The organism is Nonomuraea longispora, from assembly GCF_004348345.1.
GTDB lineage: Bacteria > Actinomycetota > Actinomycetes > Streptosporangiales > Streptosporangiaceae > Nonomuraea > Nonomuraea longispora.
The window spans coordinates 20634-46848 of the sequence record NZ_SMJZ01000002.1 but is presented as its reverse complement, the minus strand read 5'-3'; the positions used below and the strand labels follow the sequence as shown (position 1 = coordinate 46848).

The 26215-nt window shown below is 70.6% G+C and carries 28 protein-coding genes and 1 riboswitch; of the genes, 11 read left to right on the top strand and 17 right to left on the bottom strand.

The genetic code is table 11. The features are described 5' to 3' along the window. Positions 1 to 11: 11 nt before the first annotated feature. Complete coding sequence (locus E1267_RS01015; RefSeq protein WP_132328664.1) at positions 12 to 1445, bottom strand: aldehyde dehydrogenase family protein; 1434 nt, start codon at positions 1443 to 1445, stop codon at positions 12 to 14. Positions 1446 to 1585: 140 nt separating this feature from the next. On the opposite strand from E1267_RS01015, the gene E1267_RS01010 reads away from it, so the two are divergent. Beyond that, positions 1586 to 2659 carry a class I SAM-dependent methyltransferase gene (locus tag E1267_RS01010; RefSeq protein ID WP_132328662.1) on the top strand — a complete coding sequence of 358 codons (1074 nt, stop codon included), beginning with the start codon at positions 1586 to 1588 and terminating at the stop codon, positions 2657 to 2659. Positions 2660 to 2720: 61 nt separating this feature from the next. On the opposite strand, the gene E1267_RS01005 is transcribed toward E1267_RS01010, so the two are convergent. Then, positions 2721 to 3650, bottom strand: a complete 930-nt coding sequence (locus E1267_RS01005; RefSeq protein WP_220449291.1) for a U32 family peptidase — start codon at positions 3648 to 3650, stop codon at positions 2721 to 2723. Positions 3651 to 3868: 218 nt separating this feature from the next. On the opposite strand from E1267_RS01005, the gene pgeF reads away from it, so the two are divergent. After that, the gene (pgeF, locus tag E1267_RS01000) at positions 3869 to 4576 is read left to right on the top strand and encodes a peptidoglycan editing factor PgeF (RefSeq protein ID WP_165959409.1); all 708 of its coding nucleotides are present in this window, start codon (positions 3869 to 3871) and stop codon (positions 4574 to 4576) included. A 63-nt stretch (positions 4577 to 4639) separates the two neighbouring features. Here the strand turns inward: pgeF and E1267_RS00995 are convergent, their stop codons facing one another. The 5 genes from E1267_RS00995 to E1267_RS00975 form a co-directional block, all read right to left on the bottom strand. Further along, entirely contained in the window at positions 4640 to 4981 is a 342-nt protein-coding gene (locus E1267_RS00995; RefSeq protein WP_132328660.1) for a hypothetical protein, read from the bottom strand. Positions 4982 to 5007: 26 nt separating this feature from the next. Continuing rightward, the gene (locus tag E1267_RS00990; RefSeq protein WP_132328658.1) at positions 5008 to 6153 is read right to left on the bottom strand and encodes an ATP-dependent DNA ligase; all 1146 of its coding nucleotides are present in this window, start codon (positions 6151 to 6153) and stop codon (positions 5008 to 5010) included. Beyond that, the gene (locus E1267_RS00985) at positions 6150 to 6872 is read right to left on the bottom strand and encodes a pyrimidine reductase family protein (protein WP_132328656.1); all 723 of its coding nucleotides are present in this window, start codon (positions 6870 to 6872) and stop codon (positions 6150 to 6152) included. The genes E1267_RS00990 and E1267_RS00985 overlap by 4 nt, the downstream gene beginning before the upstream one ends. A 55-nt stretch (positions 6873 to 6927) precedes the next feature. Next, complete coding sequence (gene glgX, locus E1267_RS00980) at positions 6928 to 9048, bottom strand: glycogen debranching protein GlgX (RefSeq protein ID WP_132328654.1); 2121 nt, start codon at positions 9046 to 9048, stop codon at positions 6928 to 6930. A 101-nt stretch (positions 9049 to 9149) separates the two neighbouring features. Then, on the bottom strand, positions 9150 to 9575 hold the full coding sequence (locus E1267_RS00975) for an OsmC family peroxiredoxin (RefSeq protein ID WP_132328652.1): 426 nt from the start codon (positions 9573 to 9575) through the stop codon (positions 9150 to 9152). Between the two features lie 178 nt (positions 9576 to 9753). Between E1267_RS00975 and E1267_RS00970 the strand changes: the two genes are divergently transcribed. From E1267_RS00970 to E1267_RS00955, 4 genes are all read left to right on the top strand, one after another. After that, complete coding sequence (locus E1267_RS00970) at positions 9754 to 10311, top strand: sigma-70 family RNA polymerase sigma factor (protein ID WP_201760515.1); 558 nt, start codon at positions 9754 to 9756, stop codon at positions 10309 to 10311. After that, positions 10311 to 11204 carry a maleylpyruvate isomerase family mycothiol-dependent enzyme gene (locus E1267_RS00965; RefSeq protein WP_132328648.1) on the top strand — a complete coding sequence of 298 codons (894 nt, stop codon included), beginning with the start codon at positions 10311 to 10313 and terminating at the stop codon, positions 11202 to 11204. Before E1267_RS00970 ends, E1267_RS00965 begins: the two co-directional genes overlap by 1 nt. Before the next feature lie 291 nt (positions 11205 to 11495). Further along, positions 11496 to 11891 carry a hypothetical protein gene (locus tag E1267_RS00960; RefSeq protein ID WP_132328646.1) on the top strand — a complete coding sequence of 132 codons (396 nt, stop codon included), beginning with the start codon at positions 11496 to 11498 and terminating at the stop codon, positions 11889 to 11891. 237 nt (positions 11892 to 12128) lie between these two features. Beyond that, positions 12129 to 12716, top strand: coding sequence for an HD domain-containing protein (locus E1267_RS00955; protein ID WP_181957726.1), 588 nt, complete (start codon positions 12129 to 12131; stop codon positions 12714 to 12716). Positions 12717 to 12778: 62 nt separating this feature from the next. Here E1267_RS00955 and E1267_RS00950 read toward each other — a convergent pair whose 3' ends face one another. After that, positions 12779 to 14128 carry an ankyrin repeat domain-containing protein gene (locus tag E1267_RS00950; protein WP_246063320.1) on the bottom strand — a complete coding sequence of 450 codons (1350 nt, stop codon included), beginning with the start codon at positions 14126 to 14128 and terminating at the stop codon, positions 12779 to 12781. 168 nt (positions 14129 to 14296) lie between these two features. Between E1267_RS00950 and E1267_RS00945 the strand changes: the two genes are divergently transcribed. Further along, positions 14297 to 15016 carry a DUF1707 SHOCT-like domain-containing protein gene (locus E1267_RS00945; protein WP_132328644.1) on the top strand — a complete coding sequence of 240 codons (720 nt, stop codon included), beginning with the start codon at positions 14297 to 14299 and terminating at the stop codon, positions 15014 to 15016. A gap of 40 nt (positions 15017 to 15056) precedes the next feature. Here the strand turns inward: E1267_RS00945 and E1267_RS00940 are convergent, their stop codons facing one another. From E1267_RS00940 to E1267_RS47065, 6 genes are all read right to left on the bottom strand, one after another. Continuing rightward, positions 15057 to 15848 carry a sirohydrochlorin chelatase gene (locus E1267_RS00940; protein ID WP_132328642.1) on the bottom strand — a complete coding sequence of 264 codons (792 nt, stop codon included), beginning with the start codon at positions 15846 to 15848 and terminating at the stop codon, positions 15057 to 15059. Beyond that, positions 15830 to 16558 carry a phosphoadenylyl-sulfate reductase gene (locus E1267_RS00935; RefSeq protein ID WP_132328640.1) on the bottom strand — a complete coding sequence of 243 codons (729 nt, stop codon included), beginning with the start codon at positions 16556 to 16558 and terminating at the stop codon, positions 15830 to 15832. The genes E1267_RS00940 and E1267_RS00935 overlap by 19 nt, the downstream gene beginning before the upstream one ends. Continuing rightward, positions 16555 to 16725, bottom strand: a complete 171-nt coding sequence (locus E1267_RS00930; RefSeq protein ID WP_132328638.1) for an Insertion element protein — start codon at positions 16723 to 16725, stop codon at positions 16555 to 16557. Before E1267_RS00930 ends, E1267_RS00935 begins: the two co-directional genes overlap by 4 nt. Then, positions 16722 to 18410 carry a nitrite/sulfite reductase gene (locus tag E1267_RS00925; RefSeq protein WP_132328636.1) on the bottom strand — a complete coding sequence of 563 codons (1689 nt, stop codon included), beginning with the start codon at positions 18408 to 18410 and terminating at the stop codon, positions 16722 to 16724. Before E1267_RS00925 ends, E1267_RS00930 begins: the two co-directional genes overlap by 4 nt. Before the next feature lie 109 nt (positions 18411 to 18519). Then, entirely contained in the window at positions 18520 to 18603 is an 84-nt protein-coding gene (locus tag E1267_RS47755; protein ID WP_354532976.1) for a putative leader peptide, read from the bottom strand. 61 nt (positions 18604 to 18664) lie between these two features. Beyond that, positions 18665 to 18790, bottom strand: coding sequence for a hypothetical protein (locus E1267_RS47065; RefSeq protein ID WP_269128705.1), 126 nt, complete (start codon positions 18788 to 18790; stop codon positions 18665 to 18667). A gap of 55 nt (positions 18791 to 18845) precedes the next feature. Between E1267_RS47065 and E1267_RS00920 the strand changes: the two genes are divergently transcribed. The 4 genes from E1267_RS00920 to glyA all read left to right on the top strand — a co-directional run bounded on the left by E1267_RS00920 (position 18846) and on the right by glyA (position 22633). After that, positions 18846 to 19622: a TIGR03084 family metal-binding protein gene (locus E1267_RS00920; RefSeq protein ID WP_165959413.1), complete on the top strand. Its 777-nt coding sequence runs from the start codon at positions 18846 to 18848 to the stop codon at positions 19620 to 19622. A gap of 55 nt (positions 19623 to 19677) precedes the next feature. Beyond that, positions 19678 to 20052, top strand: a complete 375-nt coding sequence (locus E1267_RS00915) for a YccF domain-containing protein (RefSeq protein WP_132328632.1) — start codon at positions 19678 to 19680, stop codon at positions 20050 to 20052. A gap of 141 nt (positions 20053 to 20193) precedes the next feature. Further along, positions 20194 to 21132 (top strand): YihY/virulence factor BrkB family protein, encoded by a 939-nt coding sequence (locus tag E1267_RS00910; protein ID WP_246063318.1) that lies wholly within the window; start codon positions 20194 to 20196, stop codon positions 21130 to 21132. Between the two features lie 142 nt (positions 21133 to 21274). Next, positions 21275 to 21357, top strand: a riboswitch (ZMP/ZTP riboswitch). Between the two features lie 25 nt (positions 21358 to 21382). After that, positions 21383 to 22633 (top strand): serine hydroxymethyltransferase, encoded by a 1251-nt coding sequence (gene glyA / locus E1267_RS00905; protein WP_132328630.1) that lies wholly within the window; start codon positions 21383 to 21385, stop codon positions 22631 to 22633. A gap of 618 nt (positions 22634 to 23251) precedes the next feature. Here the strand turns inward: glyA and E1267_RS00900 are convergent. Genes E1267_RS00900 through E1267_RS00890 form a run of 3 tightly spaced genes read right to left on the bottom strand, consistent with a single transcriptional unit; the run spans position 23252 to position 26210 of the window. After that, entirely contained in the window at positions 23252 to 24463 is a 1212-nt protein-coding gene (locus tag E1267_RS00900) for an amidohydrolase family protein (protein WP_132328628.1), read from the bottom strand. Further along, positions 24460 to 25473, bottom strand: coding sequence for a serine hydrolase domain-containing protein (locus E1267_RS00895; RefSeq protein ID WP_132328626.1), 1014 nt, complete (start codon positions 25471 to 25473; stop codon positions 24460 to 24462). The genes E1267_RS00900 and E1267_RS00895 overlap by 4 nt, the downstream gene beginning before the upstream one ends. After that, complete coding sequence (locus tag E1267_RS00890; protein WP_132328624.1) at positions 25470 to 26210, bottom strand: IclR family transcriptional regulator; 741 nt, start codon at positions 26208 to 26210, stop codon at positions 25470 to 25472. Before E1267_RS00890 ends, E1267_RS00895 begins: the two co-directional genes overlap by 4 nt. Positions 26211 to 26215: the final 5 nt, after the last annotated feature.

Sequence of the window (26215 nt, the reverse complement as noted above, 5' to 3'; positions counted from 1 at the left end):
AATCTATCCAACTAGATCTGGATAATGGCCGCCTTCTCGCGGGTGAACTCGAGCACCGCGTCGTGGCCGTACCCGCTGTCCTTCACGCCGCCGAACGGGAGCCCCGGAGGCATCTGGCGGAAGGTGTTCACCCAGACGGTGCCGCTGCGCAGATCGCGGACGAAGCGGTGGGCGCGGCCCAGGTCGCGGGTCCACACGCCGGCCGCCAGCCCGTACGGTGAGTCGTTCGCGATGGCCAGCGCCTCCTCGTCGGAACCGAACGGGATGGCCACCGCCACCGGCCCGAAGACCTCCTCCTGGCAGACACGCAGCGAGTTGTCCGTGGTGGTGTAGAGGGTGGGCTCGACCCAGTAGCCGCCGGGCAGCCCGGGCACCACGTCGGCGCCCGTCCGGCCGCCGAAGACGAGCTCGGCGCCTTCCTTCGCGGCCAGTTCGAGGTACGACGTCACGCGCTCGTACTGGCCGGCGGAGACGATCGGCCCCATCGTGGTCCGCAGGTCGAGCGGGTCGTCCAGGACGAGGTCCGCGCAGATGTGCTGGATGCGGCCGAGCATCTCGTCCCAGATCGAGTGGTGGACGAGGATGCGCGAGCCGGCCACGCACACCTGGCCGGCGTTGCCGGTGTACACCGAGTCGACCGTCACGCCCTTCGCCGCCGCGTCCAGGTCGGCGTCGGGGAAGACGATGTTGGGCGACTTGCCGCCCAGCTCGAACGTCAGCGGCTTCAGCGAGTCGGCCGATGCCCGCGTGATCGCCTGGCCGGTGGCCGTCGAGCCGGTGAGGCTGACCTTGCCGACGCCGCGGTGGCGTACCAGGGCGTCGCCGACGTCCTCGCCGAGGCCGCTGACGATGTTCAGCACGCCGGGCGGGAACACGTCCGCCAGCAGCTCGCCGAGCCGCAGCACGGACGCGGCGGCCTGCTCGGCGGGTTTGACGATCACCGTGTTGCCGGCCGCCAGCGCGTACGCGGCCTTGGCCGAGAAGGTCGAGATGGGGGAGTTCCACGGGATGATGCAGACCACCACGCCGTACGGCTCCCGCCGGGTCAGCCCGAGCGTGTCGGGGCCGAGGATGACGGTGTCGCCCTTGACCGCGTCGAGGCACTGCCCGGCGGCGAGCTGCCACAGGTACGCCATGCCCGGCAGGTCCCGTTTGAGCGTGTCGCGCAGGATCCTGCCGTTGTCGCGGGTCTCCAGCCGGGCCAGTTCCTCGGCGTGACGGCCGAACACCTCGGAGACCTTGCGCAGGACGCGCGCCCTGGCCGCCGCGGGTCGGCCGGACCAGGAGGGGAACGCCTGCGTGGCCGTGGTCACGGCGGCCTGCGCCTCGGCGGCGCCGCCGGCCGGGACGCGGGCCCAGACCTCGCCGGTGGCCGGGTTCACCGAGTCGATCGTCCGGGTGGCGGCCACCAGCTCGCCGCCGATGAGGTTACGGAAGTCAGCCACGAGCCCAAGCATATGCTTGCTTGGATACGGGGGCCAGCGCATCGGACGGAAGGTACGTACGCCAAAGATCCCGTAAAGCGCGCGAAACTGGATGCATTACGTCGTCTCTGTGAGGGCAGAACGCCCGCAGGGTGGTGGAGATGACGAAAAGATTGCTGGGCCGGCTGATGTACGGCAAGCGCTACAACCGCGTTCCCTGGGGGCAGCGCGTCTACGTCCGGCCCGGGGAACGGCTGATCAGAGAGGCGCAGTGGAAGCGGCTGATCAGAAGCGCGCCCGTCATGGCGCTGGCCGACTACGAGCGCAGCAGGCCCCTGGGCGAGATCGAGGAGTTCCTGAGCTGCATGATGTGCGGGGAGTCTCGCCAGCAGCCGCTTTTCGAGCCCACCGGCGGCAACGGCTGGCGCTACCACGTCGTACGCTGCCCCTCCTGCGGCTTCCTCTACCGCAACCCGAACGTGCGCCCCGAACGCCTCGGCGACCTGTACGCCACCGGCTACAACTCCTTCCTGACCGGCAAGTACGCCGCCAATCGGCAACGCCGCTACGACCTGACCATGAAGGCGTTCTCGCCGGTCTTCGACGAGGGCAAGGAACGCCGGCTGCTCGACTTCGGCTCGGGTGTCGGCCTTTTCCTGGAACTGGCCGAGCAGCGCGGGTTCGAGTCCTTCGGGGTGGACCTGTCACCCGAGTCCGTCGCCCAGGCGAACGAACGGCTGAGCAAGGCCAGGACCTTCCACGGCGCGCCCGAGGACGTACCGGAGATCGCCGCCGGCGGGTTCGACGTGATCACGCTATGGTCGGTGCTCGCCCACCTGCCCAGGCCGCTGGACGATTTCGCGAAGTTCCGCAGCCTGCTCGCGCCCGGTGGGGTGCTGCTCATCCTGACGGTGAACGCGCGGTCACTGCTGCTCAAGGCGTATGGGAGCGAGTGGAGCGGCTTCACCAAGAACCACCTGATGTTCTACTCGTCCGAGACCGTGCCCACGCTGCTGCGCCGCACCGGCTTCGCGGGAGTGGCCTTCGCCCCGCACTACGGTGACACGATCGAGGCGGGCACCACCGCCCTGCCGGAGGACCTGCGCCGCAGACTGCGCCGCAACGTGGAGCTCAGCGACGGGGGCAACATGATGCGCGTGCTGGCCTTCGCCGACGAGGAGGCGATCGGCCGCTGGGGCGGCGGCCCGCTCACGGTCCACCGGTTCGACACCTGACCGCCCCGCCGAGCAGCCACCGCTGAACCCCGGCCCGGACGCGCGCCCGGTCGCGATCCGCTCAGATCACCGGTACGCCCAGGTCGGCCGCGGGCCCGCCGTCCGGACGCTTCAGCTCGGGGTCGAGCTGCTCGATCAGCCGCTGCACCAGAGCCGCCCGGCGCACCCGCTCGCGGCCCAGGTCCTTCGGGATCACGCCGAGGTGCCCACCCGACGGGTAGATGTTCGGGGCGTTGCGCAGCCCCATCTTGAGGTAGACGGGGGCCGCGGCGCGGATGATCTCGACCGCCTCGTAGAAGCGTACGAACCCGCCCTGGTCGTCGGGCACCTCCAGGTAGAGGTCGATCGGCAGCCTGGTGGCGGCCCTGACCTCGGCCAGGTGGGGCACGGTCAGGTCGGTGCCGACGTTGACCGTGGTCGCGCCCAGCCGCTCGTAGACCGCCGCGGTGGGCGCGTTCGTGAGCGGCATCAGCACGGACGTCTTCAGCACCAGACCGGCCGGCAACGTGCCGTCCTCCTTGAGCCGCCGCAGCACGTCCAGGACGCCGAGGTCGCCGACGAGCAGGCTGCGGATGCCCAGCGAGCAGGCCCGCAGGGCGTCGGCCACGCACGCCGCCACCATGGTGTTCCCGCGCGCCGCCGCGGCCACGGCCTGCGTCAGCTTGGCCTGCCCGCCCGTGTCCCAGGCAGCCCGCGGACCGAGGAACAGGTTCACCTCGATGCCGCGTTCGGCGCCGATGCGCGCCATCTGCGTGATCTCGGCATCGGTCAGCATCATCACGCCGCTGCCCTGCGACGTCCTGGCGACCGGCACGTTCAGCCTGTCGGCCTCGGCGACCACCGCCTCCAGCACCTCGGGCCCCTCAACGCTGGGAATCTCGAACCGGTAAGGTGGGCCGTCCGCGAACCGGGACACCGAAGGAACGGCGGCCTGCGCCACCGGATGCCCGAGCCGGGCCATCAGCGCGTGCAGGTCGGCAAGGCTGGTCATCGAGGTCTCCTTCCGCGTGGCTGCGCGCCGGCCGGCGCCGCCCTGGTCGTCACACGCCCAGCGGCGCGGAGGCGGGTCGTGCCGCAGATCACTGCCACCGTAGCTCACCCACCGGCCGAGCAGCGGGAGCCTCCCACAACCCGGCCCTGCCTCCAGGACGGGTCGTCCGGCCCTGCCTCCGCGATGGATCGTCCGGCCCTGCCTCTAGGATCGGAGGCATGCTGCTGGCCCCTGGAGTGCATGTCGCCATCACCGATCGGCACGGAGGGGTCAGCGCCCCGCCCTACGGTTCGCGCAATCTCGGTGGGATGGTCGGCGACGACCCGGCGGCCGTGCGGGCCAACCGCGCGGCCCTGGCGGCCGAGCTGCAGGTGCGCGCCGTGGTCTACATGCGCCAGGTTCACAGCGCCGACGTCGCCTTCGTGAGCGAGCCGTTCGGCGACGAGCCGCCGGCGCTCGACGGCGTGTTCACCACCGAGCCTGGGCTGGCGCTGGCCTCGCTCGGGGCCGACTGCCCGGCGGTGCTGCTGGCCGACCCCACGGCGCGTATGGTCGGCGCCGCGCATTCGGGCCGTCCGGGCACCGAAGCGGGCATCGCGACCGCCCTGGTGGAGGCGATGACCGGCAAGGGCGCCGACCCGGGGCGGATGGTCGCCCTGATCGGGCCCGGGGCCTGCGGCCGCTGCTACGAAGTGCCGGCCGACCTGCGTGAGCGGGTGGCGGCCAGGATGCCGCAGACCTGGTCGACGACGTCGTGGCAGACGCCCGCGCTCGACCTGCGTGCGGGGATCGAGGCCCAGCTGCGGGCGGCGGGGCTGTCGGACGTGCGCCATGACGCGCGCTGCACGATCGAGTCGGAGGAGCTCTACTCCCACCGCCGGGAACAGCCGGGAGGCAGGTTCGCCGGGCTCATCTGGCTGGCCTAGCGCCGGCGTCGGCGTGAGCGATCAGTGCCTCAAGACCTGCGGCGGCATGGCCCCACAGCCGCGCTAGCCCTTGCCCCGGGAGCCGTTGAAGATGGCGTTCACGATGATGATGCCGAGCCAGATCGGGATCAGGTAGGACCCGCCGGCTCCGGCCAGCACGAGCACCAGAGTGATCACCGTGCCCAGGCTGAGGGAGACGATGGCCAGGGCCAGTCGTTGTGCGTCATTGGGGCCGGAACGGGCCGCCTGCCGGCCCTGCGGCGACGCGGCCAGGCGCTCGTCCACCCGCCGGTCGATCTCCTGGCCCATCTTGTCGAGGAAGGACTCCACGACGGCGTCTTCGAAGTCGGGCCCGAGATCGCGGCGGGCGGACATGGCTGCCTTCAGCTCATCGCCAGTACTCATGTATCGAGATATAACGGGATATTCGGTTAGCGGGCAAGGATGTCGTCGAGGTTGTAACTAACTGGACGCTCAAGCTGCTCGTACGTGCACGATTCGGGCGTGCGATCGGGTCGCCACCGCCGCCACTGCGCGGTGTGCCGGAACCGGTCACCCTCCATCTGGTCGTAGGCCACCTCGATCACCAGCTCCGGCCGCAACGGGATGAAGGACAGGTCCTTCTTGGCGTTCCACCGTGACACCGCGCCGGGCACCCGCTGCCCGCCCCTCGCGGGCCCGGCGGCCGGCTCGCCGATGTTGGCAGCCGCCTGCTCGGCCCAGTGGCCCCACGGGTGCTCGCTCAGCTCCGCGTGGTAGGGCCTGAGCTCCTCGACCAGCTCGGCCCTTCGGGCCATGGGGAAGGACGCCGCGACGCCCACGTGGTGCAGCCGGCCGTCGTCGGCGTAGAGGCCGAGCAGCAGCGACCCCACGATCGGCCCCGACTTGTGCTCGCGGTAGCCGCAGATGACGACGTCGGCCGTGCGCTCGTGCTTGACCTTGAACATGGTGCGCTTGTCGGGGATGTAGGGCTGGTCGCCCGGTTTGACGATGACGCCGTCGAGCCCCGCGCCCTCGAACGTCTCGAACCACTCGTGCGCCTGCTCGTCGCTCGTCGTGACCGGCGTCAGCCGGATGGACCCGCCCCTGGCGGGGAAGAGAGTCTCCAGCCGGGCACGGCGTTCGGAGAACGGCGCCTCCATCAGCGACTCGTCGCCCAGTGCCAGCAGGTCGAAGGCGATGAACTGGGCCGGCGTGCGCTCCGACAACATCGTCACCCGCGACTTGGCGGGATGGATGCGCTGCTGCAACGCGTCGAAGTCGAGCTGGGAGCCCATCGGCAACACGATCTCGCCGTCGACCACGCACCCGTCGGGCAGCTCGGCCCTGGCCGCCTCGACCAGCTCGGGGAAGTAGCGGGTGAACGGCCGCTCCTTGCGGCTGCCCAGATAGACCTCGTCGCCGTCGCGGAAGATGATGCAGCGGAAGCCATCCCACTTCGGCTCGTAGAAAAGCGTGCCGTTCTGCTTCGGCATGGTCTTGACCGGTTTGGCCAGCATCGGTGGCACCGGCGGGCGCACCGGCAGGTTGGGCACCGGCTCCGGCTCCTCCTCGGCCGCGATGACGGGTTCGCTCATCTGCTCTGCTCCCTCGTGTATGTGCAGAAGAGGACGCCCTCCTCCTCCAGCACCTGGCTGAGATCGAGTGAAACCCGGGCGGGCTCGCCGTTGAGAATGCGCGCGGCGCCGCCCCCGACGAGCATCGGGCTGATCGACAGGCACAGCTCGTCGATCAGCCGGCAGGCCGACAACTGCGCGTTGACGCGGGGGCCGCCCTCGCACAACACCTTGGTCAGCCCGCGCTGGTGCAGCTCCGCCATGGCCAGCGGAAGGTCGACCTCGTCGTCGCCGGCGACGATCAGGTCGCAGTGCCTGGCCGCCGCCTTGCGACGCTCGTGGGGCGCGGACTCACAGGTGATCACGATGGTGCGGCTGGGAGCGTCGGTGAACAGCTCGGCGTCGAGGTCGAAGCCGAGGCTGCGGGTGACGACGGCGATCGGCGGCACCTCGGGCCGGCCCTCGCGCAGCTCGGCCCACCAGTCGCGGGGCGGCACGGGGCCGTAGCCCTCGGTGCGGACGGTCGCCGCGCCGGCGACGATCACGTCGGACAGCCCGCGCAGGGTCTGGAAGATCCGCCGGTCGCCCTTGCTCGACAGCCCCCGCGAGCGGCCTTTCAGCCAGGCCGCGCCGTCGGTGCTGGCGACCATGTTGACGCGCAGCCACGGCCGGTCGCCGGGGTAGGCGTACGCCTGCGCGATGTCCGGGTTGTCCTGTATGTCGGGATAGATGCGCCGCACTCCTCTACCTTGGCACACCCCACCGACAACCGGCTCACGGAGCCTTCCGCCCTCGTCAGGCGTGCCGGCGCGGCTGGCGGAGCACCTGCAGCGAACGCGCGGTGACCGCCACCAGGTCGCCTGCCCGCCACTCGTCGGCGAAGGTGTCCTCCACCGTGTCGTGGTTGGTGTCGAGGACCGGCGCCCAGCTGCCGCCGAACTCCTCGCCGGGCAGCGTGAACGGCATGTTCTCGTGGTGAGCGTTGATCAGTAGCAGGAACGAGTCGTCCATGATCCGCTCGCCGCGCGGCCCCGGCTCGGTGATCGCCTCGCCGTTGAGGTAGACCATGAGGGACTTGGCGTAACCGGTGTGCCAGTCGCCCGCCGTCATCTCGCGGCCGCCGGGGGTGAGCCAGACCAGGTCGCGCTTGCCGTTGTCGGGATGGCGGCCGTGGAAGAACCGGCGGCGCTGGAAGACCGGGTGCTCACGCCGCAGCTTGGACAGCGCCCTGACGAAGTCGAGCAGCTCGTGCTCCGTCTGCAGCGTCGACCAGTCGACCCAGGCCAGCTCGTTGTCCTGGCAGTAGGCGTTGTTGTTGCCGCGCTGGGTGCGGCCGATCTCGTCGCCGTGGGACAACATCGGCACGCCCTGCGACAGGAACAGGGTCGCCAGGAAGTTGCGCCGCTGGCGGTGGCGGAGCGTGACGATCCGCGGGTCCTCGACCGGGCCCTCCGCCCCGCAGTTCCACGAGCGGTTGTCGTTGGTGCCGTCGCGGTTGTCCTCGCCGTTGTCGGCGTTGTGCTTGTGATCGTACGAGACCAGGTCGGCGAGGGTGAAGCCGTCGTGGCAGGTGACGAAGTTGATCGAGGCGACCGGGCGGCGGCCCGAGGACTCGTAGAGATCGGCCGAGCCGGTCAGCCGGGAGGCGAATTCCGGCAGGGCGGAATGGGTGCCCCTCCAGAAATCACGCACGATGTCGCGGTATTTGCCGTTCCACTCCGTCCACAGGGGCGGGAAGTTGCCGACCTGGTAGCCGCCCGGCCCCACGTCCCACGGCTCGGCGATCAGCTTGACCTGCGAGATCACCGGATCCTGCTGGATCAGGTCGAAGAACGCGCTCAGCCGGTCGACGTCGTGCAACTCCCTGGCCAGCGCGGAGGCCAGGTCGAAGCGGAACCCGTCGACGTGCATCTCCACCACCCAGTAGCGCAGGGAGTCCATGATCAGCTGCAGGGCGTGCGGCGAGCGCACGTTCAGGGAGTTGCCGCAGCCGGTGTAGTCGAGGTAGTAGCGCCGGTCGCCGTCGTGCAGCCGGTAGTAGGCGGCGTTGTCGATGCCCCTGAACCCCAGGGTGGGGCCCATGTGGTCGCCTTCGGCGGTGTGGTTGTAGACCACGTCGAGGATGACCTCGATGCCCGCCTCGTGCAGCGCCCGCACCATCGCCTTGAACTCCAGGACCTGCTCACCCCGCGTGCCGCCGCCGGAGTAGCCCCCGTGCGGCGCGAGGTAGGCCATGGTGTTGTAGCCCCAGTAGTTCGTCAGCCCGCGCGCCACCAGGAAGTGCTCGGGGATGTAGTGGTGCACCGGCATCAGCTCGACCGCCGTCACCCCGATCGACAGCAGGTGCTCGATGACCGCGGGATGCCCCACGCCCGCGTAGGTGCCCCGCAGGTCGGGCGGCACACCGGGGTGCCGCATGGTGAGCCCGCGCACGTGGGCCTCGTAGATCACGGTCTGGTGGTACGGCGTGCGCGGCGACCGGTCGTTGCCCCACTCGAAGAACGGATTGATCACGACGTTCTTCGGCAGGTAAGGGCCGCTGTCCTCGGTGTTGCGCAGGGAGGGATCGGTGAAGTCGTAGGGGAACAGCGCCTGGTTCCACGTCAGCTCGCCGTCGATGGCCTTGGCGTAGGGGTCGAGCAGCAGCTTGGCGGGGTTGCAGCGGTGGCCCTGGGACGGGTCGTAGGGCCCGTGCACGCGGTAGCCGTAGCGCTGCCCCGGCTGGATGCCCGGCAGGTAGCCGTGCCAGACGAACCCGTCGACCTCGGGCAGGTCGACCCGCTCCTCGGTGCCGTCGTCATGAAAAAGGCATAGCTCGACCCGGTCGGCGACCTCTGAGAACACCGAGAAGCTGGTGCCCACGCCGTCCCAGGTGGCGCCGAGTGGATAGGGCTCGCCCGGCCAGACCTCACGCATGTGAACTGATTGTCGCACGTTGACGCGCTCTTGGCCCCGCACTGAGACGATCGCCCTTCGTACCCGGCCGGCCACGCGCGTGTGCGCCGGCCGGCACGCTCCTAGAGCAGCTCGGCGTCGAGCGAGATCGTGGTGCCCGCCAGCGCCTTGCTGACCGGGCAGGTGGCCTTGGCCGTCTCGGCGGCCCGCTGGAACTGCTCGGCCGTGATGCCGGGGACCTGACCCTTCACCGTCAGCACGATGCCCGTGATGCCCTCGCCCGGCTGGAACGTCACGTCGGCGCTGGTCTGCAGCGACGCGGGAGGCGTGCCGGCGCCGGCCAGCCCGTGGGAGAGCGCCATCGAGAAGCACGACGAGTGGGCGGCCGCGATGAGCTCCTCCGGCGACGTCTTGCCGCCCGCAGTCTCGGCCCTGGACGCCCAGGAGATCTCGAAAGTGCCGGCGGCCGAGGAGTCGAGCGAGACGCTGCCCGAGCCGTTGAGCAGAGCGCCCTTCCACTGGGTGGTGGCGGTGCGAGTGGTGGCCATGGTGGTGCTCCCTCCGTCGTGGATCTCCGAACCTATCGCGCACCAGGCCACGCGCAGGAAAGGGCGCACCGGCACACGGTGACATCTGCCCCTCATCCGGCTCTACATTTCGGGCGAATAGTGACATGCTCGGGTCGCGGCGCACGTGCCGCCTTGGTCCGGAACAAACGGGAGTGTGGTGCCAGTGGAGGCACCGTACGACGACCGCGTGCTGCACCAGCGGGTGGTCGGCGGCGACGAGTCCGCTCTGGGGGAGATCTACGACCGGCTCTCCTCGCTGATCTTCGGTCTCTCCCTCCGGGTCACCAGGGACCGGGTGATCGCCGAGGACATCACGCAGGAGGTGTTCCTGGTCTTCTGGGAACGCCCGCTGGCCTACGACCCGGAGCGAGGCACCCTGCGCGCCTGGCTGGCCACGATCGCGCACCGGCGCGCGGTCGATCACGTGCGCGCGGAGGAACGGCGCCGGGTCTCGGCGCTCGGGCCGCGGTTGTTCGAGCGCGAACCCGCCAGGCCGGAGGACACGGTGCTCGCCGCCGACGAGGCCGAGCGGGTGCGCCAGGCCGTGACGGCGTTACCCGGCAGCCTGCGGGAGGCTCTCGAGCTCGCCTATTTCCGCGGCAGGACCTACCGGCAGGTCGGCGAGGAACTCGGTATGCCCGAGGGCACGGCGAAATCGCGCATCCGGCTGGCGCTGCGGCGCCTGGCGGACGCGCTCGCGGAGGAAGAGGTGTGATGGACCCCGTCGAGCGTCTCTATCTGGACGCGCTGATGGCGGAACCGGCGGTGCCGGCCCATACGTTGCGTCCCCAACTCCTGGCCGGCGCCAGAGCCCGGCGCAGGCCCGCGGCGCCCACCGCCGCCTGGGCGAAGCCGTACGCGGGCCGGGTCGCCGCCATGGACGCCCTGCTGGCCGAGGCCGCCGATGACGACTGGTCGCGCGTGATCGTCGAGGGCTGGACCCTGCAGGAGCTGGTCGCGCACCTGGCCGCCAAGGACGGGCTGCTGGCCGCCTCCGTCGGCGCCCCCGTGCTCGGGCCGCCCATCGACACAACCGACTCGCTGGCCCGTACACGTGATCTGCAGGCGTACGAGCGCTCACGCAGCCCCGAGCAGACACGCAGGGACTGGCGGGCCCAGGCGGACGCGCTCTGCCGCCACCTGGCGGATCTGGACCCGGCGACGGCGGCCACCCTCGACGGCCTGGAGACGAGGCTGGGCGACCACATCCTCGGCCGGGGCCTGGAGACCTGGATCCACACGGCCGACGCCGCGACTACGGCGAGGATCCGCCTGCCCGACCCTGTCGCGGAGCACATCCGCCCGACCGCCGACCTGTGCGCCCGCCTGCTGCCCTGGACGATGCTCCTGTCGGGGATGGACACAGGCGCGGGCCACACCCTGCACCTGACCTTGACGGGCGACGGCGGCGGCGAGTGGCGCATCGCCCTGGGCGTGGGGGACACCGCCCCCGGCACTCCGGACGTGAGCATCACGGCGGACGTGGTGGCGTTCTGCTTCCTGCTCGGCGGCAGGAGAGAGCCGGCGACATTCCCCGCGGAGCTGGGCGGCGACCTCGCTCTGGCGAGGGACGTCCTGACCGCCGCACCCGCGCTGTCCGGGCCGTAGCCGGGCCGCGCTCCCGGCGGATCGCGGGTAGATCACCCCCGCGCCGTGTTCCCTGTCGGGCAATCAACGGCAAAAGGCTTGTTGAATCACCCCTCCTCCAGAGTCCTTTGATTTGACGTGTTGTTTGGGTTCATGGGGTTAAACGAGATTCCGTTCCTGGGTAAGTCTGCCTCTGTCCGGACGCTCGATCATGATGGGTGCCGGATTTTCTGGGTCGATCTACCCATGAACGGAAAGATGCACGTGAATACAGAAAGTCGGCAACCGCGCGCGCCGAGAAAAAGGCGCATCATGTCAGTGGCCCTGGCCGGCGCGGCCGCCAGCGTCATGCTCCTTCCCGTGAGCCAGGGGATCGCCGGCGCGAGCGCAGGCGCTGCCGTCGTCCCGGCCGGGGTCGGGGTCGTCGCCGGAGAGAAGCCGGTGCTCGGGTGCAAGCGCCACTGCAACCGCTGGCCCAGGGGCCCCTGGTGGGGCGGTCATCACCACCATCACGATGACCATCACCGCCACCACCGCAAGTTCCGTCACAAGCGCCACCATGACGAGCCGGTCCGTCCGCGCGTCGTCGTGGTGACGCCGACGCCGACGCCCACGCCGTCCCCGACGCCCACGAGGACGGAGAGGCCGCACCACGACGACAACGAGGGCGGGTTCGACTTCTTCGACTGGTGGCCGGTCGACCAGTAACACCCATCACGGGCGGATTCATCGCCGTCCATCGGGAAAGAACGAATGCCGTGGCCGGATGGCCGGTCGCGGCATTCGTTCATTTATCCGGCCCGCCAGGAAGGATAAATGTGGGCAGGGAATGAAATATGGTCAAAAGTTGCGAATCTGGGCGAACTCCTTCATCCTGATGAATCCTTGGCGGGCGGGCGGCGCCGATCCAGGACCTGCCCGCCGCGCACGACGAGAGGGGGCCACATGACTGACGACGTGATGGGAGACGTGACGGGACTGGCCGGGCTGCTGTACGAGTTCGGGTTGCTCAAGCGCTACAAGAGGACCGGGTGGCTGGTCGCCGGCGTACGCGACCCCGAGAGCATCGCCGAGCACTCGTTCCGCGCCGCCGTCATCGCGGCCATGATCGCCCGGCTGGAGGGCGGCGACCCCGAGCGGGCCGCGTTCATGAGCCTGTTCCACGACACCCAGGAAACCCGCATCACCGACATCCCCTACATCGGCAAGCGCTACCTCAAGGCGGCCTCCAACGAAGACGTCACGGCCGACCAGGTGCGGGGCGTCTCCCCGACGGTGGCGGACATGGTGGGCGACGCGGTGGCCGAGTACGAGGAGAAGGCGAGCCTCGAGGCGGTCTGCGCACGCGACGCCGACAAACTGGAGTGCCTCCTCCAGGCGGTCGAATACCGCGAGCAGGGGCACCAGAACGTGCAGGGCTGGATCGACAGCTCGCTCGCCGCGATCACGACCACGACGGGCAAGCGCCTGGCGGAGGAGGCGTTGAGCACGGGAACCCTGGAATGGGTGACCCGCGTGCTCAACGGCGACTGACCGCGCCCGCCTGCCGGCACTCACCCGTCCGCGCTCACCTGTCCGCGCTCACCTGTCCGCGCTCACCCGTCCGCGGGCGGCCGGCTGACGAGGTCTCTGGCGTACTCGTCGTCGCTCTCGGCCAGAACCCGCTCCGCCCCCTGCGCCGCTCGCTCGTCGCCGCGGGCCGCGAGCCCGCGCGTGGCCTCGGCCACCGTACGAAGATCCGTGTCGGTGAGCCGGGCCGCCAGCGCCTCCCGGACGGCGGGCGTGTCGGCCTGCAGGCCCGCGAGCCCGGCGGTCGCCCAGTCACGGATGTCGGAGACGTCGTCCTGCGTCATCTCGATGAGCAGCGCGAGGCCCTCCTCGTCGTCGGGCGGCAGCACGTCGGCCAGCGCGATCGCGTCGGTCGCCGTCCGCGTGTGCCCGGGACGCCCGAGGATGTCCAGCACGTACGGCAGCGCCCTCGGATCGCCCTGATGGCCGAGCGCCGCCAGGACCGAGCGCAGCACCTGCGGGTGGCCCTCCGTGGTGACCATCCTCTGCAGCAGTGGCAGCGTCCTGTCGACGTAGGGCTTGTCGTCCTCGGAGACGCCGAACTGGGCGATGGCGTCCACCCCGAACTCGCGCTCCCTGGGGTCCTCGCTCACGCACAGCCGCGACAGGACTTCGTACGTCTCCTCGTCGCCGCGCCTGGCCAGCGAGTCGGCGACGATCCACCACGTCTCGGCGTCTTCGTCGAGGTCGCGGTGCGCGACGGCCCGCGCCACGAGCCGGTCGACCGGCGTGTAGACGTTCGTCGCGTCCTCCAGCAGGGTCGTGACGGCCGCGTGGCCGCGCTGCGCCTGCACCTGTTCCGTCTGCGAGCCGTCGGCCGAACTGCCGGTCACGGTGACCAGCTCGGTGCCGTCCTTGGTGTGCCGGCGGGTCACGGAGTATTCCCAGCCCTCCTGTTCGACCTGGTCGAGCAGTGCGCTCTCCAAGTGCACACCCACCCAGTCGGCCGCGATGTCGAGCGGCGCGTCGCCGTCGCCGTCGTATTTCTCGGGGTCGGCGCCCGCCTCCAGCAGCGCCTGCACCACACCCAGCGCGCCGCGCCTGGCGGCCAGCGACAGCGGGGTGTCGCCGTCGTCGTTGGCCGCGTCGACCTCGGCGCCCGCCTCGATCAGCACTCTGGCGGTGGCGGCGTGCCCGTTGGCGGCGGCCCACAGCAGCGCCGTCCAGCCGCCGGTCTCCCTGCCGTCGACCTCGGCCCCGGACGTCAGCAGCGTCGCGGCCACCTCCGTGCGGTCCCAGGCGGCGGCCGCGCACAGCGCCAGGCCTGCCTCCTCGCCCTCGCTGGGTGTGTTGGGGTCGGTGCCGCCGGCCAGCAGCTTGCCCACGGTCTCGGAATCGCCGTTCAACGCCGCGCGGTAGAGCTGTTCCTCATGCATGACAGGGACCCTAGCCTGGTCCGGCCGCGCCCCGGGCCATGCCAGGGCCCCGTGTCATGGCGTGGTACGCGTACCGGCCAGGAAAGGTTCAACGCCGACGGCGACGTGCGTGAGACAGTTTCCTTCCCTCGCAGCGCGATGCCGGACAAGACGCGATATGTTGCGAGTATGACTGATCCGGGTGAGATCCGTGCGTCGGACGCCGAGCGTGAGGCCGTCGTCGAACAACTCCGTGTCGCCTCCGTGGAGGGCCGGCTCACACTCGCCGAGCTGACCGACCGCACGGAGGCCGCGTACACCGCGGCCACGCAAGCCGAACTGGCCATGCTCACCCAGGACCTGCCCGCGGGCGTCGCCCCCGCACCCGCGCCGCCCGCCGCCACGGGACGCAAGCGGCGCTGGTTCGTGGGCATCATGGGCGACTCCAAGCGGCGCGGCACCTGGCGGATCGACCAGGAGCTCGGCGCGGTCGCCGTGATGGGGGACGTCGTGCTCGACCTGCGCGAGGCGGAGGTGCGGACCAGCTCGGTCGACATCATGGCCGTCTCCGTGATGGGCGACGTCAAGATCATCGTGCCCGACGGGGTGAACGTGGACCTCGACGGCGTGGCCATCATGGGCGACAAGAAGGTGCACGTCCTGGAGGGCGCTTCGGGGGCGAACGTGCCCGTCGTGCGCGTACAGGCGTACGCCGTGATGGGCGACGTCAAGGTGGTCGGCGACTCCCGCGCGAAGCCGATCAAGCACAAGCTGTCGGCCTGGCGGGAGCACTGGCGGATGTTGCACGGAGAGGACTGGCGCGAGCTGGGCAGGCAGCTCCGCCACGAGACCCGCGAGCTGAACCGGCAGGTGCGCGACATGAACCGCGACCTCGGCCGGGGCTACTGACCCCGCCACCCGGCCGGACGCCGGCAGGGGTGAGTGACCGTCAGCCCGCGACGGACACCGGCCGCCGCTGGGCCGCCGCGTACCGTTCGAGCAGCACGCTCACCAGCTCGGGAGCCGGCCCGAGCACGTCGGCCACGACCTGCGCGCCGGCCTCCAGCGTGGCCTGCCGCACCTTGTCGGCGAAGTAGCCGGGCGCCAGCAGGTAGGGAGCGACGACCACCCGCGGCGCGCCGGCGCGCAGGAGCGCGGAGACCGCCTCGGCAGGGGACGGATCGGCCGCGGAGGCGTAGGCGGCCGACACCGACCACCATCCGGAGCGCCGCCACCGCCGGGCCATCCCCGCGACCACCGCGTTGGCTCTGGCGTCGCTCGAACCGGCCGACACCAGCACCACCGCCGTGTCCGGATCGCCCGCGGGCACACCCGCCCCGCCCAGCCGCCGCTCCAGCGCGGACAGCAGCAGCGGGTGCGGCCCGAGCGTGGCGCCGTAGTGCACGCGCAGGCGCGGCCTGCGCGCTCTCACCTCGTTGAGCGCCGCGGGCAGGTCGACCCGGCTGTGGTAGGCCTCGGTGAGCAGCAGCGGCAGCACCACCGCCTCGCCGAGCCCGGCCAGCGCCTGCCCGAGCGCGGGGGCGCAGTGGTCGAGATAGGCGTCGCGTACGGGCACGTCGGGCCGCTCCAGGCGTACGCGGTCGAGCAGCGCGGCCACGGTGGCGGCGGCGCGCGGGTCGCGGGACCCGTGCGCCACCGCCACCAGTGGCACGCGGCCGGGGGGCGTCCCGCCTGCCAACGGGATGCGCCCCCTGTCGGGGATCACAGGTGAATGCCGCATTCGACCTTCCCCAGTCCCGCCCAGCGACCGCTGCGCGGATCCTCGCCCTCCGTGACCTGCCGCGTGCAGGGCGCGCAGCCGATCGAGGGGTAGTTGTCGTAGTGCAACGGGTTGATCAGCACACCGTTGTCGGCGATGTAGTTGTCGACGTCGTCCTGGGTCCAGGCGGCGATCGGGTTGACCTTGACCATCTGCCGTTTGGCGTCCCACTCGACGACCCTGGTGCCCACCCGGCTCGGCGACTCGTCGCGGCGGATGCCGGAGATCCACGCGAGGTAGGGCTCCAGCGCCCGGTTGAGCGGCTCCACCTTGCGCAGGTAGCAGCACAGGTCGGGGTTGCGGCCGAACAGGCGCGGCCCGAGGTCGCGATCCTGCTCCTCGACCGTCCGCGACGGCTTGATGTCGATCACGTTGACGTCATAGACCTGCCGTACGGCGTCCCGCGTGCCGACCGTCTCGGCGAAGTGGTAGCCGGTGTCGATGAACAACACGTCGACGCCGGGTCTGACCCGGCTCACCAGGTCGATGAGCAGCGCGTCGCTCATGGAGGACGTCAGGCACAAGCGCTCACCGAAGGTCGCCGCCGCCCACCGGATGATCTCACGCGCGGGAGCGCCTTCCAGAGCGGTCGCGGCGGACTCGACGATGTCCCGCAGGTCGAGCTCGCCGCGCTGATCTCTAAATGCGACCTCGAGGTCGACCAGCGTCATATCCTCACCCCGATCCCGAGAAACTTCAGCTTGAAAGCACGAGCGCACGCGCGGCAGTACCAGCTGCCGCCCGTGCCGTGCCCGGCGGAGTCGAGCTCGCCCTCGTAGGGTTCGAGGTCCTCGTCGCCGCAGTAGGGGCAGTGGAAGGGAACCGCTCGCGTGGTCATTTCAGGTCGGCCTCGTCCGCTCGCTGCACCCAGTCGGCGAACGACTCGCCTTCCTTCTTCTGGTCGTCGTAGTGGGACACGACCCGCGCGACGTAGTCGGGCAGCGCCTTGGCCGTGGTCTTCAGGCCTCTGACCTTACGGCCGAAACCGGAGTCGACGCCCAGCGAGCCGCCCAGGTGGATCTGGAATCCCTCGACCTGCTCGCCGTTCTCGTCGACCACGAGCTGGCCCTTCAGGCCGATGTCGGCGGTCTGGGTGCGGGCGCACGCGTTGGGGCAGCCGTTGACGTTGATGGTCAGCGGCTCGTCGAACGACGGCAGCCGGCGCTCCAGCTCGTCGATCAGGTCGGCGGCCCTCGTCTTCGTCTCGACGATGGCCAGCTTGCAGAACTCGATGCCGGTGCAGGCCATCGTCTGGCGGCGGAACGTGGACGGCCTGACCCGCAGGTCGGCGGCCTCCAGCTCGGCCACGATGGAGTCGACCTGGTCGGGCGCGACGTCGAGCACGACCATCTTCTGCTCGATGGTCGTGCGGACCCGGCCGGAGCCGTGCCGCTCGGCGATGTCGGCGATCTGATGGAGCTTGTCGCCGTCGACCCTGCCCACCTTGGGGGCGAAGCCGACATAGAAGGTGCCGTCCTTCTGCGGGAAGACGCCGACGTGGTCGCGGCGGCTGCCGCGCGGCGGCTCCGGGGCCGGCCCGTCGGGCAGCGGCTCTTTGAGGTATTCCAGCTCCAGCACCTCGCGGAACTTCTCCACGCCCCAGTCGTTGACCAGGAACTTGAGCCTGGCCCTGTGCCGCAGCCGCCGGTAGCCGTAGTCGCGGAAGATCCCGGTGACGCCCTCGTGCACGTCGCCCACCCGGTCGGGCCGGACGAACACACCGAGCCGCTTGGCCAGCATCGGGTTGGTCGACAGGCCGCCGCCGACCCACAGGTCGTAGCCCGCCTCGCCGTGCTCGTTGACCACGCCGACGAACGCCACGTCGTTGATCTCGTGGACCGTGCAGTGGGCGGGGCAGCCGCTCAGAGCCGTCTTGAACTTGCGCGGCAGGTTGGAGTAAGCGGGGTTGCCGACGACACGTTCCTTCAGCTCACGGATCTGCTCCGTGGCGTCCAGCACCTCTTCGGTGTCGATGCCGGCCAGCGGGCACCCCAGGATCACGCGCGGGGTGTCGCCGCACGCCTCCGTGGTGGACAGGCCCACCGCCTCCAGGCGCTCCCAGATGTCGGGCACCGACTCGATCTCGATCCAGTGGAGCTGGATGTTCTGGCGGTCGGTCAGGTCGGCGGTGCCGCGGGCGTACTCGTTGGCGATGTCGGCGATCGTGCGCAGCTGGGCCAGGTCGAGCTGCCCGCCGTCGATGCGCACGCGCAGCATGAAGTAGCGGTCGTCGAGCTCCTCCGGCTCCAGAATCGCGGTCTTGCCGCCGTCGATGCCGGGTTTGCGCTGGGTGTAGAGGCCGTACCACCGCATGCGTCCGCGCAGGTCGGCCGGGTCGATGGAGTCGAAGCCCCGCTTGGAATAGACGTCGATGATGCGCTGGCGGACGTTGAGGCCGTCGTCGTTCTTCTTGTTCTCTTCGTTCTTGTTGAGCGGCTCGCGGTAACCGAGAGCCCACTGGCCTTCGCCGCGCGGGCGCCGGTGATGACGGCTGGCGGGAGTGCGGCCGGCAGGAGTGCTCATTGCGCGTCCTTCGGTTCATGGGCGCGCGCAATGGTCCTCCAGCCTCGTCATCGAGGGCAGGGGTGCAGGAAGGGATGCGACGCGCTCAGCGGCAAAAGAAAGATTGCGGTTAGCGGGCGTCGCAACAGATGGCACTGCGGACACGCAGGAGGTCGACGTGGCGTCGACCGACAAGCATGGGGTCCGCTGGCATACAACGAAGATACCCCGAGCGTCCGGGATGTCCAAGAAGGGGTCCAGAGTGTGGGATCCGTTCAGCCCTGGCGCGGCCAGTCCAGGTCCGTCTCCTTGGCCTGCTCCGCGGTCTGGTGCTGGCAGTCGCACCATGATCCGCCGCGGCAGTCGTCGTGGCGCTTGTCCTTGCAGCTCTCGCAGATCACACCTGCATTATTCTCCTAGAAGGTTGTTCCGGTTAGGCTGGCGCGGGTGGACCTCATGGCCGGACTGCTCGACGACCTACGTGCCGAGACCGCGTCCTTCGAGACGCTGCTGCGGCCCCTGCGCGACGACGACTGGGAACGGCCCACGCCCGCCGAGGGGTGGGCGATCCGCGACCAGGTGAGCCACCTGGCCTGGTTCGACGACGCGGCGGTTCGTGCGGTCACCGACCCGGACGGCCACCGCGCCGCGCTCGCCACCCTCGGCTCGGCCGGCGACTGGGTCGACCGCCTGGTGCGGGAGGCTCGCGTGAGGACGCCCGCCGGCCTGCTCGCCTGGTTCCGTACGGCGCGGGCCCGCAGCATCGAGGTGTTCGCCACGCTGGACGCCCGCGACCGCGTGCCGTGGTACGGGCCCGACATGTCCGCGGCCTCGTTCGTGACCGCGCGGCTGATGGAGACGTGGGCCCACGGTCAGGACGTGGCCGACGCGCTCGGCGTCACCAGGCCGCCCACGGCCCGGCTCCGGCACGTGGCCTCCATCGGCTTCAGGGCCAGGCCGTACAGCTTCGCCGTACGCGGGCTGCCCCTGCCCGCCGAGCCGGTGCGCGCGGAGCTCACCATGCCGGACGGAACCACGTGGACGGCCGGACCCGGCGACGCGGAGAGCGTCGTACGCGGGCCGGTGCTCGACTTCTGCCTCGCCGTCACGCAACGCGTCCACCTGTCGGACACCGCGCTGGAGATGACGGGGCGCCCGGCGAGGGAGTGGATGGAGATCGCGCAGGCGTTCGCGGGTCCTCCAGGAAGGGGACGCGCTCCCGTCTCGGGGTGATCTCAGGGTCGACAACGGATGACGCGAACGGCAGGATCAGTGACATGCTGTGAACATGCGCACAATCCTGAACGTCATCTGGCTCGTGTTCGCCGGGATCTGGCTGGCCATGGGCTACGCACTGGCCGGAGTCATCTGCTGCATCCTGATCATCACGATTCCCTTTGGCATCGCCTCGTTCAGGATCGCGGCGTACGCGCTGTGGCCGTTCGGCAGGACCGTCGTGCGCGATCCCGACGCGGGCGTGTTCTCTTTGCTGGGCAACATCATCTGGTGCGTGGTCGCCGGGATCTGGCTGGCCATCGGCCACGTCGTCACCTCGATCCCGCTGTTCATCTCCATCATCGGCATCCCGCTGGGGGTGGCCAACATCAAGCTCATCCCCGTCTCCCTCCTCCCGCTGGGCGCGCGCATCGTCGACAACGACTAGCCACGGGCAGGGTGCGGGGCGTCTAATGGGGGCAACCGCCACCACGGGTTCGGCCAGGCACTCTGGTAGGGCGGCGGGTCGATGGGCAGTTTCCATTGGCTAGGCTGTGCCGAAGAGTAACTGCGAACACCGTTGGGTGCCATGACGTCCACCGAAGCGCCTTCCCGGCCAAAAAGGGGGCTCGCCTCCAATGCCCGGGCCAGGCTGAGCTGGGTGCTCGACACCAAGTCGTGGGCGATCGTCCGTGCGTCGGCCAGCGCCGGAGTCAACTACCGGGTCACCGGACTCGCCGGTGAGGCGGCGTTCTTCGCGCTGCTGTCGCTGCCGCCATTCGTGCTGGGCCTGATCGGTGTGATCGGCAAGCTCGGCACCTGGCTGGGGCCCAGCGTGGTCACCCAGGTCAAGACGTGGGTGATCGCACAGGCAGGGCTGCTGTTCACCGACGACGCCGTCACCAAGATCGTCAACCCGCTCATCACCGACGTGCTCAGCGACGACGCCGGCAAAGTGTCGATCATCTCGCTGGGTTTCCTGGTGTCCCTGTGGTCCGGTTCCAGGGCCCTCTATGTCTACGTCGACCTCATCTCCGTCGCCTACGGACTCGGCGAGGAGCGCGGCATCATCCGCACCAGGCTCATGTCGTTCGGCCTCTATGTCGTCGGCCTGGTCATCGGGATCATCGTCATGCCGATCCTGGTCATCGGCCCCACGCTGCTGAGAGACACGCTGCCCGGCGAATACGGCATCCTCATCGACCTGCTCTACTGGCCGGTCGTGATCGTCGGCTCGGTGTTGTTCCTGACCGTGCTCTACCACGTCAGCGTGCCGGTGCGCACGAAGTGGTACCGCGAGCTGCCGGGCGCCATCCTCGCGCTGTTCCTGTGGATCGTCTGCGCGGCGGTGCTGCGGGCCGTGCTGGCCGCGTGGATCTCGCCCGTCTCCGTCTACGGCTCCCTGGCCGCACCCATCGCGCTGCTGCTGTGGTTGTACATCACGGCGCTGGCCGTGCTCATCGGCGCCATCCTGAACGCCGAGGTCGACCGGCTCTGGCCAGGCGTGGGCCGTACGAACAACGCGTGATCCGCCGACCGGTCCGCCGACCGGCCCCGCCGATCCCGCCGGCCTCGCCGGGCGCGGTGAGCGCGCCGCGCCACCGTCAGGGCCGTCGGCCTGGAACGTCAAGATCACGCAGAAGTGAGAGCCTGCCGCATCCGCTATCGTCTAGACGAGACGCGACTGGCGCATTGGGTGGGAACGACCACCGGGGAGCGAAAGGAGCGGAGGCCGTGCGCCTGGGTCTTCGCAGATCGTCACCGATGACAGGGGAATCATGAGTTCTCTTTCCAGCGTCGACCCGCAGCTCGCCGAGCTCATCCAGGCGGAGGAGCGGCGGCAGGCCGACACCGTCAAGCTCATCGCGTCCGAGAACTACGTGTCCAAGGCCGTGCTCCAGGCCACCGGCACCGTCCTGACGAACAAATACTCCGAAGGCTACGCGGGCAAGCGCTACTACGAGGGCCAGCAGGTCATCGACCAGATCGAGACCCTCGCCATCGAGCGCGCCAAGGCTGTCTTCGGCGTCGGCCACGCCAACGTCCAGCCCTATTCGGGCTCGCCCGCCAACCTCGCCGTCTACATGGCGTTCCTGGAGCCCGGCGACACCGTGATGGGCATGGGCCTGCCGTTCGGCGGCCACCTCACCCACGGCTGGTCCGTCTCGGCCACCGGCAAGTGGTTCAACCCGGTCCGCTACGGCGTACGCAAGGACACCGGCCGCGTCGACCTCGACGAGGTGCGGCAGCTCGCCCTGGAGCACCGGCCGAAGCTCATCTTCTGCGGCGGCACCGCGATCCCGCGCACCATCGACTTCGAGGGCTTCGCCTCGATCGCCCGCGAGGTCGGCGCCGTGCTGGCCGCCGACATCGCCCACATCGCGGGCCTGGTGGCGGGCGGCGCGCACCCGTCGCCGGCGGGCCACGCCGACGTGATCTCCACGACCACGCACAAGACGCTGCGCGGCCCGCGCGGCGCCATGCTCATGGCCGACTCGGAAGAGCACGCCAAGGCGCTCAACAAGGCCGTCTTCCCCGGCCTGCAGGGTGGCCCGCACAATCACACCACGGCCGCCATCGCCGTCGCGCTGCACGAGGCCGCCCAGCCGGCCTTCCGTGACTACGCCCACCAGGTCGTCGCCAACGCCAAGACCCTGGCCGACGAGCTGGCCTCGCGCGGTTTCGACCTCGTCTCGGGCGGCACCGACAACCACCTGATCCTGCTCGACCTGACGCCCAAGGGCATCGGCGGCAAGCCGGCCGCGCAGGCGCTCGACCGCGCGGGCCTGGAGACCAACTACAACACGGTGCCGTTCGACACGCGCAAGCCGTTCGACCCGTCGGGCATCCGCATCGGCACGCCGTCGATCACCTCGCGCGGCATGGGCGAGGCGGAGATGCGGCAGATCGGCGCCTGGATGGACGAGGTCGTCACCGCCGTCGCCAAGGGCGACGCCGACGACGTCATCACGCGCGTCCACCACGAGGTGAGCGAGCTCACCGCGCAGTTCCCCGCGCCGGGCCTGTAGCGGTCACAGCTGAGCCAAGCGGGCGCCAATCGCGCGTTCTGGTCCGCGGGGATCTGTTCGTTTCGGCGGGCCGGGTGGGCGCCGCCCGGCCGTTTCCGGTGTGCGAGGATCTGATCGTGACGGCGGAGCCGAGCGGGCGCCGCCCGTCCGTTTCTGATCTGCGAAGAACTTTTCGTTACGGCGGTGCCGGCGGCACGCCTGCCGCCGCACCCTGCTGAGGGCCTCCAGGGTGACGCCCGCTGACCCGCACGTGGCGGGCCGCCGTAACGGCGCACGCCTGACCATGGTCGTGGCATGGGCTCGGCCGGTTCGCCTGTCGAACGACCGAGCCCCCTCCGGCGACGGAATCCGTTCCCGGGGTTGAGCCGCTCCGCTCCTCCGTCGGAAAGAAGATCGCGCTGACCACATAGGGTCGGCGCTCCGGCCCGGGCCCGTTTCCTGTCCGCGCCCGGAACACCTCCTGCAACTCATGGGCGGTTTCCTCCATCTCCTCAGGGCTCAGCCACAGCGTCCCCTGCCGATAGCCCACCCGGTCCGCGACCGGATCGGGGCCCGGCCGGTCAAGGTAGGCGTTGAACCCGGCCTTCGCGGTGGACTTCGGGTGCGTGGGCAGCCTGGTCACAACTCCGTGATGACGCCCTCCCTGACGGTGGCGACGGGAATCACGTGGCGATCCGGGCGTGCGGTGTCGCCCCGCGCGTCCACGTAGGCGCGGTCCGGGGGTGCGGCGGCGGCCAGGCGGAAGATCGTGGCGTGGCGGATCGCGCCGTCGTCGCCGAGCCACGGCTGGTCCATGCGCAGGATCCGTCGTGGTGTGACCGTGACCGCCTCGACCGCCCGTTCCAGCTCCATGCCGCAGTGCAGCAGCTTGGTGAGCGTGGTGGCCAGGTCGTGCACCGGGCCCGCGATGTTGCGTACGTGGAGGTCGGTGCTGATCGTGTGCGGCGGGAAGCCGGCCGCCAGCGCCCGGGCGGCCACGTCGAAACCGAAGCTGGCCGCGCCGTGCCCCACGTCCAGCAGCACGCCGCGATCGAGGGCGCGGGCCAGGGCCGGGGCGGGGGCGCCTTCGGCGAGCCAGGGAGCGCCGGTCTTGCCGTGGTAGCAGTGGGTGACGACGTCCCCGGCGTCCAGGAGGTCGAGCACGTCGCCGATCAGCGGCGGGGCCTCGCCCACGTGCACCAGCAGCGGCAGGCCCGCCTCCCTGGCCACCAGGCGGCCGAGCTGGAGCGGCTGCAGGCCCATCGCGCCCACGATCGCGCCGCTCGACCGCACCTTCACCCCGCAGACGACCTCCCTGTGCCGGTCGATGGCGGCGAGCGTGGCGTCCACGTCGATGAACGCCGGATCGGCGGTCTCGCGCAGATGGACCAGGCCGTGGGAGCCGATGTTGAGCCAGGCGCGCACCTGTGTGCCTGCCGCCGGGATGACGTAGCGGACGAGGCCGTCGATGGTGGCCTGGCCCGCGCTGCCCGCGTCGGCGACCACGTGCACGCCCGCATCCAGACCGGCCCGGTCGGGCGCCACGCTGATCTGCGTCATCGCGTCGTAGACGTGGGTGTGCAGGTCCACCCATCCGGGACCGATGTAGAGCTCGCCGCCGAGGTCCGGAGCGGCGTCCGTCCCGCCGACCGGGACCGACGGAGTGGTCGCCGTGCCGGCCGGTGGCCGGGACGTGCCGACCTCGTCGCCCTCCCATGGCGCGGACGCCTCCTCCTGCCCCGGCCAGGTCAGGCGGGCATGGCCGTTCACCAGCGTCAGGCGACCGGCCGCGCCGGCGGAGGACGGTGCTCCCAGCACGCGCAGGGGCGTGTCGAGGGCTGCCGGGATCATGGCAGGGTCCTGGTGACGGCGGCGTTGTGGAACGTGCGGCGGATGCGGCCGATCCCGTTCGAGGCACGACTCGGGTGCACGCGGTTGGTCAGGAGCACCGCGTAGAAGTCCAGCTCGGGATCCACCCACAGGCTCGTCCCCGTGAATCCGTCGTGCCCGTAGGCCGCCGGGGTGAGCAGGTCGCCGCCGCTGCCCAGGCGGGGCTCGTGGCCCTTCCAGGCCAGCGCGCGTCCGCCGATCCTGGTGCCGGTCATGACGGCCAGCGTGCGCGGCGCGACGACGCCGTCGCCGCCCCTGCACAGCGCCTGGCCCAGCCTGGCCAGGTCGTCCAGGGTGCCGAACATGCCCGCGTGCCCGGCGACGCCGCCGAGCACCTCGGCGTTCTCGTCGTGCACGGTGCCCTGCACGACGCGGCCCCGCCACGGGCAGTCCTCGGTGGCCGCCGCCCGCGCCCGGTCGTGCTCGGGAAGCAGGAAGCGCGTCTCGTCCAGGCCCAGGGGAGCGGTGACGCGCTCGCGTACGAGCTGGTCGAGCGGGACTCCGGCGGCGCTCTCCGCGACCAGCCCGAGGATCATGAAACCCTGCGAGCTGTACTCGACGCCCGGCCGCTCGCGCAGCGGCAGCCCGATGAGCGCGTCGAGCAGGGACTCCCGGGTGGGGCAGCGGCGGTAGAGGGGCTGCCGGCCGGGGATGCGCGAGGTGTGGGTGAGCAGCTCGAACACGGTGATGCCCGCCTTGTCCGTTCCGGCGTACCCGGGCAGCTGGGACGCGGCGGTGTCGTCCAGGGTGAGCTCACCCGACTCCACCAGCGCCATCACGGCGAGCCCTACGATCGGCTTGGTGACCGAGGCGAGGTCCCACAGGGTGTCGTCGCCCACCGGGGCTCCGTCCCGGCTCAGCGTGCCGAGCATGTCCCGCCCGACCGGTCCGGCGGACGTGCCGTAGGCCCAGGCCGCGCCCGAGAACTCACCCTTGTCGTGGGCCCTGGCCAGAATGCGGCCGGCTGTCATACGTTCCTCCCCAGCGCCGCGGAGACCCGGGCGGCGGCGGCCACCACCAGCGGGCCGAGCAGCGGCACGTCGTCCTCATCGAGATTGAGCGTCAACCCGGCCACGCTGACCGCGCCCACCGCCGTCCCCGCCGCGTCGTGCACCACCGCTCCGACGCAGCGCACGTTCGGCTCGTTCTCCTCCTCGTCGATCGCGTACCCGCGCTGCCGTACCGCCTCCAGCTCGGTCATGAGCAGGCCGGGGTCGGTGATCGTGGCGGGCGTGTTGCTGATGAGCGGCGCGGTCGCCGCCAGCACCGCGCGCACCTCCTCCTCCGGCAGGTGGGCGAGGATCGCCTTGCCGATCGCCGTGCAGTGCAGCGGGATCTGCGTCCCGACCCGTGAGGCCATCCGGTACGGCTGCTGCGACTCGACCTTGGCGAGGTAGACGGCCGACGAGCCGCTGCGGATCGCGAAGTGCACGGTGTGCGAGGTGTTGCGCTGCAGGTTCTCCAGGATCGGCCGGACGAGGGTCGTCATGTCCCGGTCGGTGAGGGCCGCCCCGGCCAGCGCGAGGACGGCAGGCCCCGACGCGTACGTGCCGTCGCCGTGCGAGACGGCGTACCCCTGGGCGATGAAGATCTGCAGGATCCGGTGCACGGTCGTCTTGTTGATGCCGGTCCGCTGGGCGATGTCGGCGAGGCGGCGGGGTTGGTCGTGGCTTGCCAGCGCTCCTAAGACGACGAGCGTCTTCTCCACGGAAT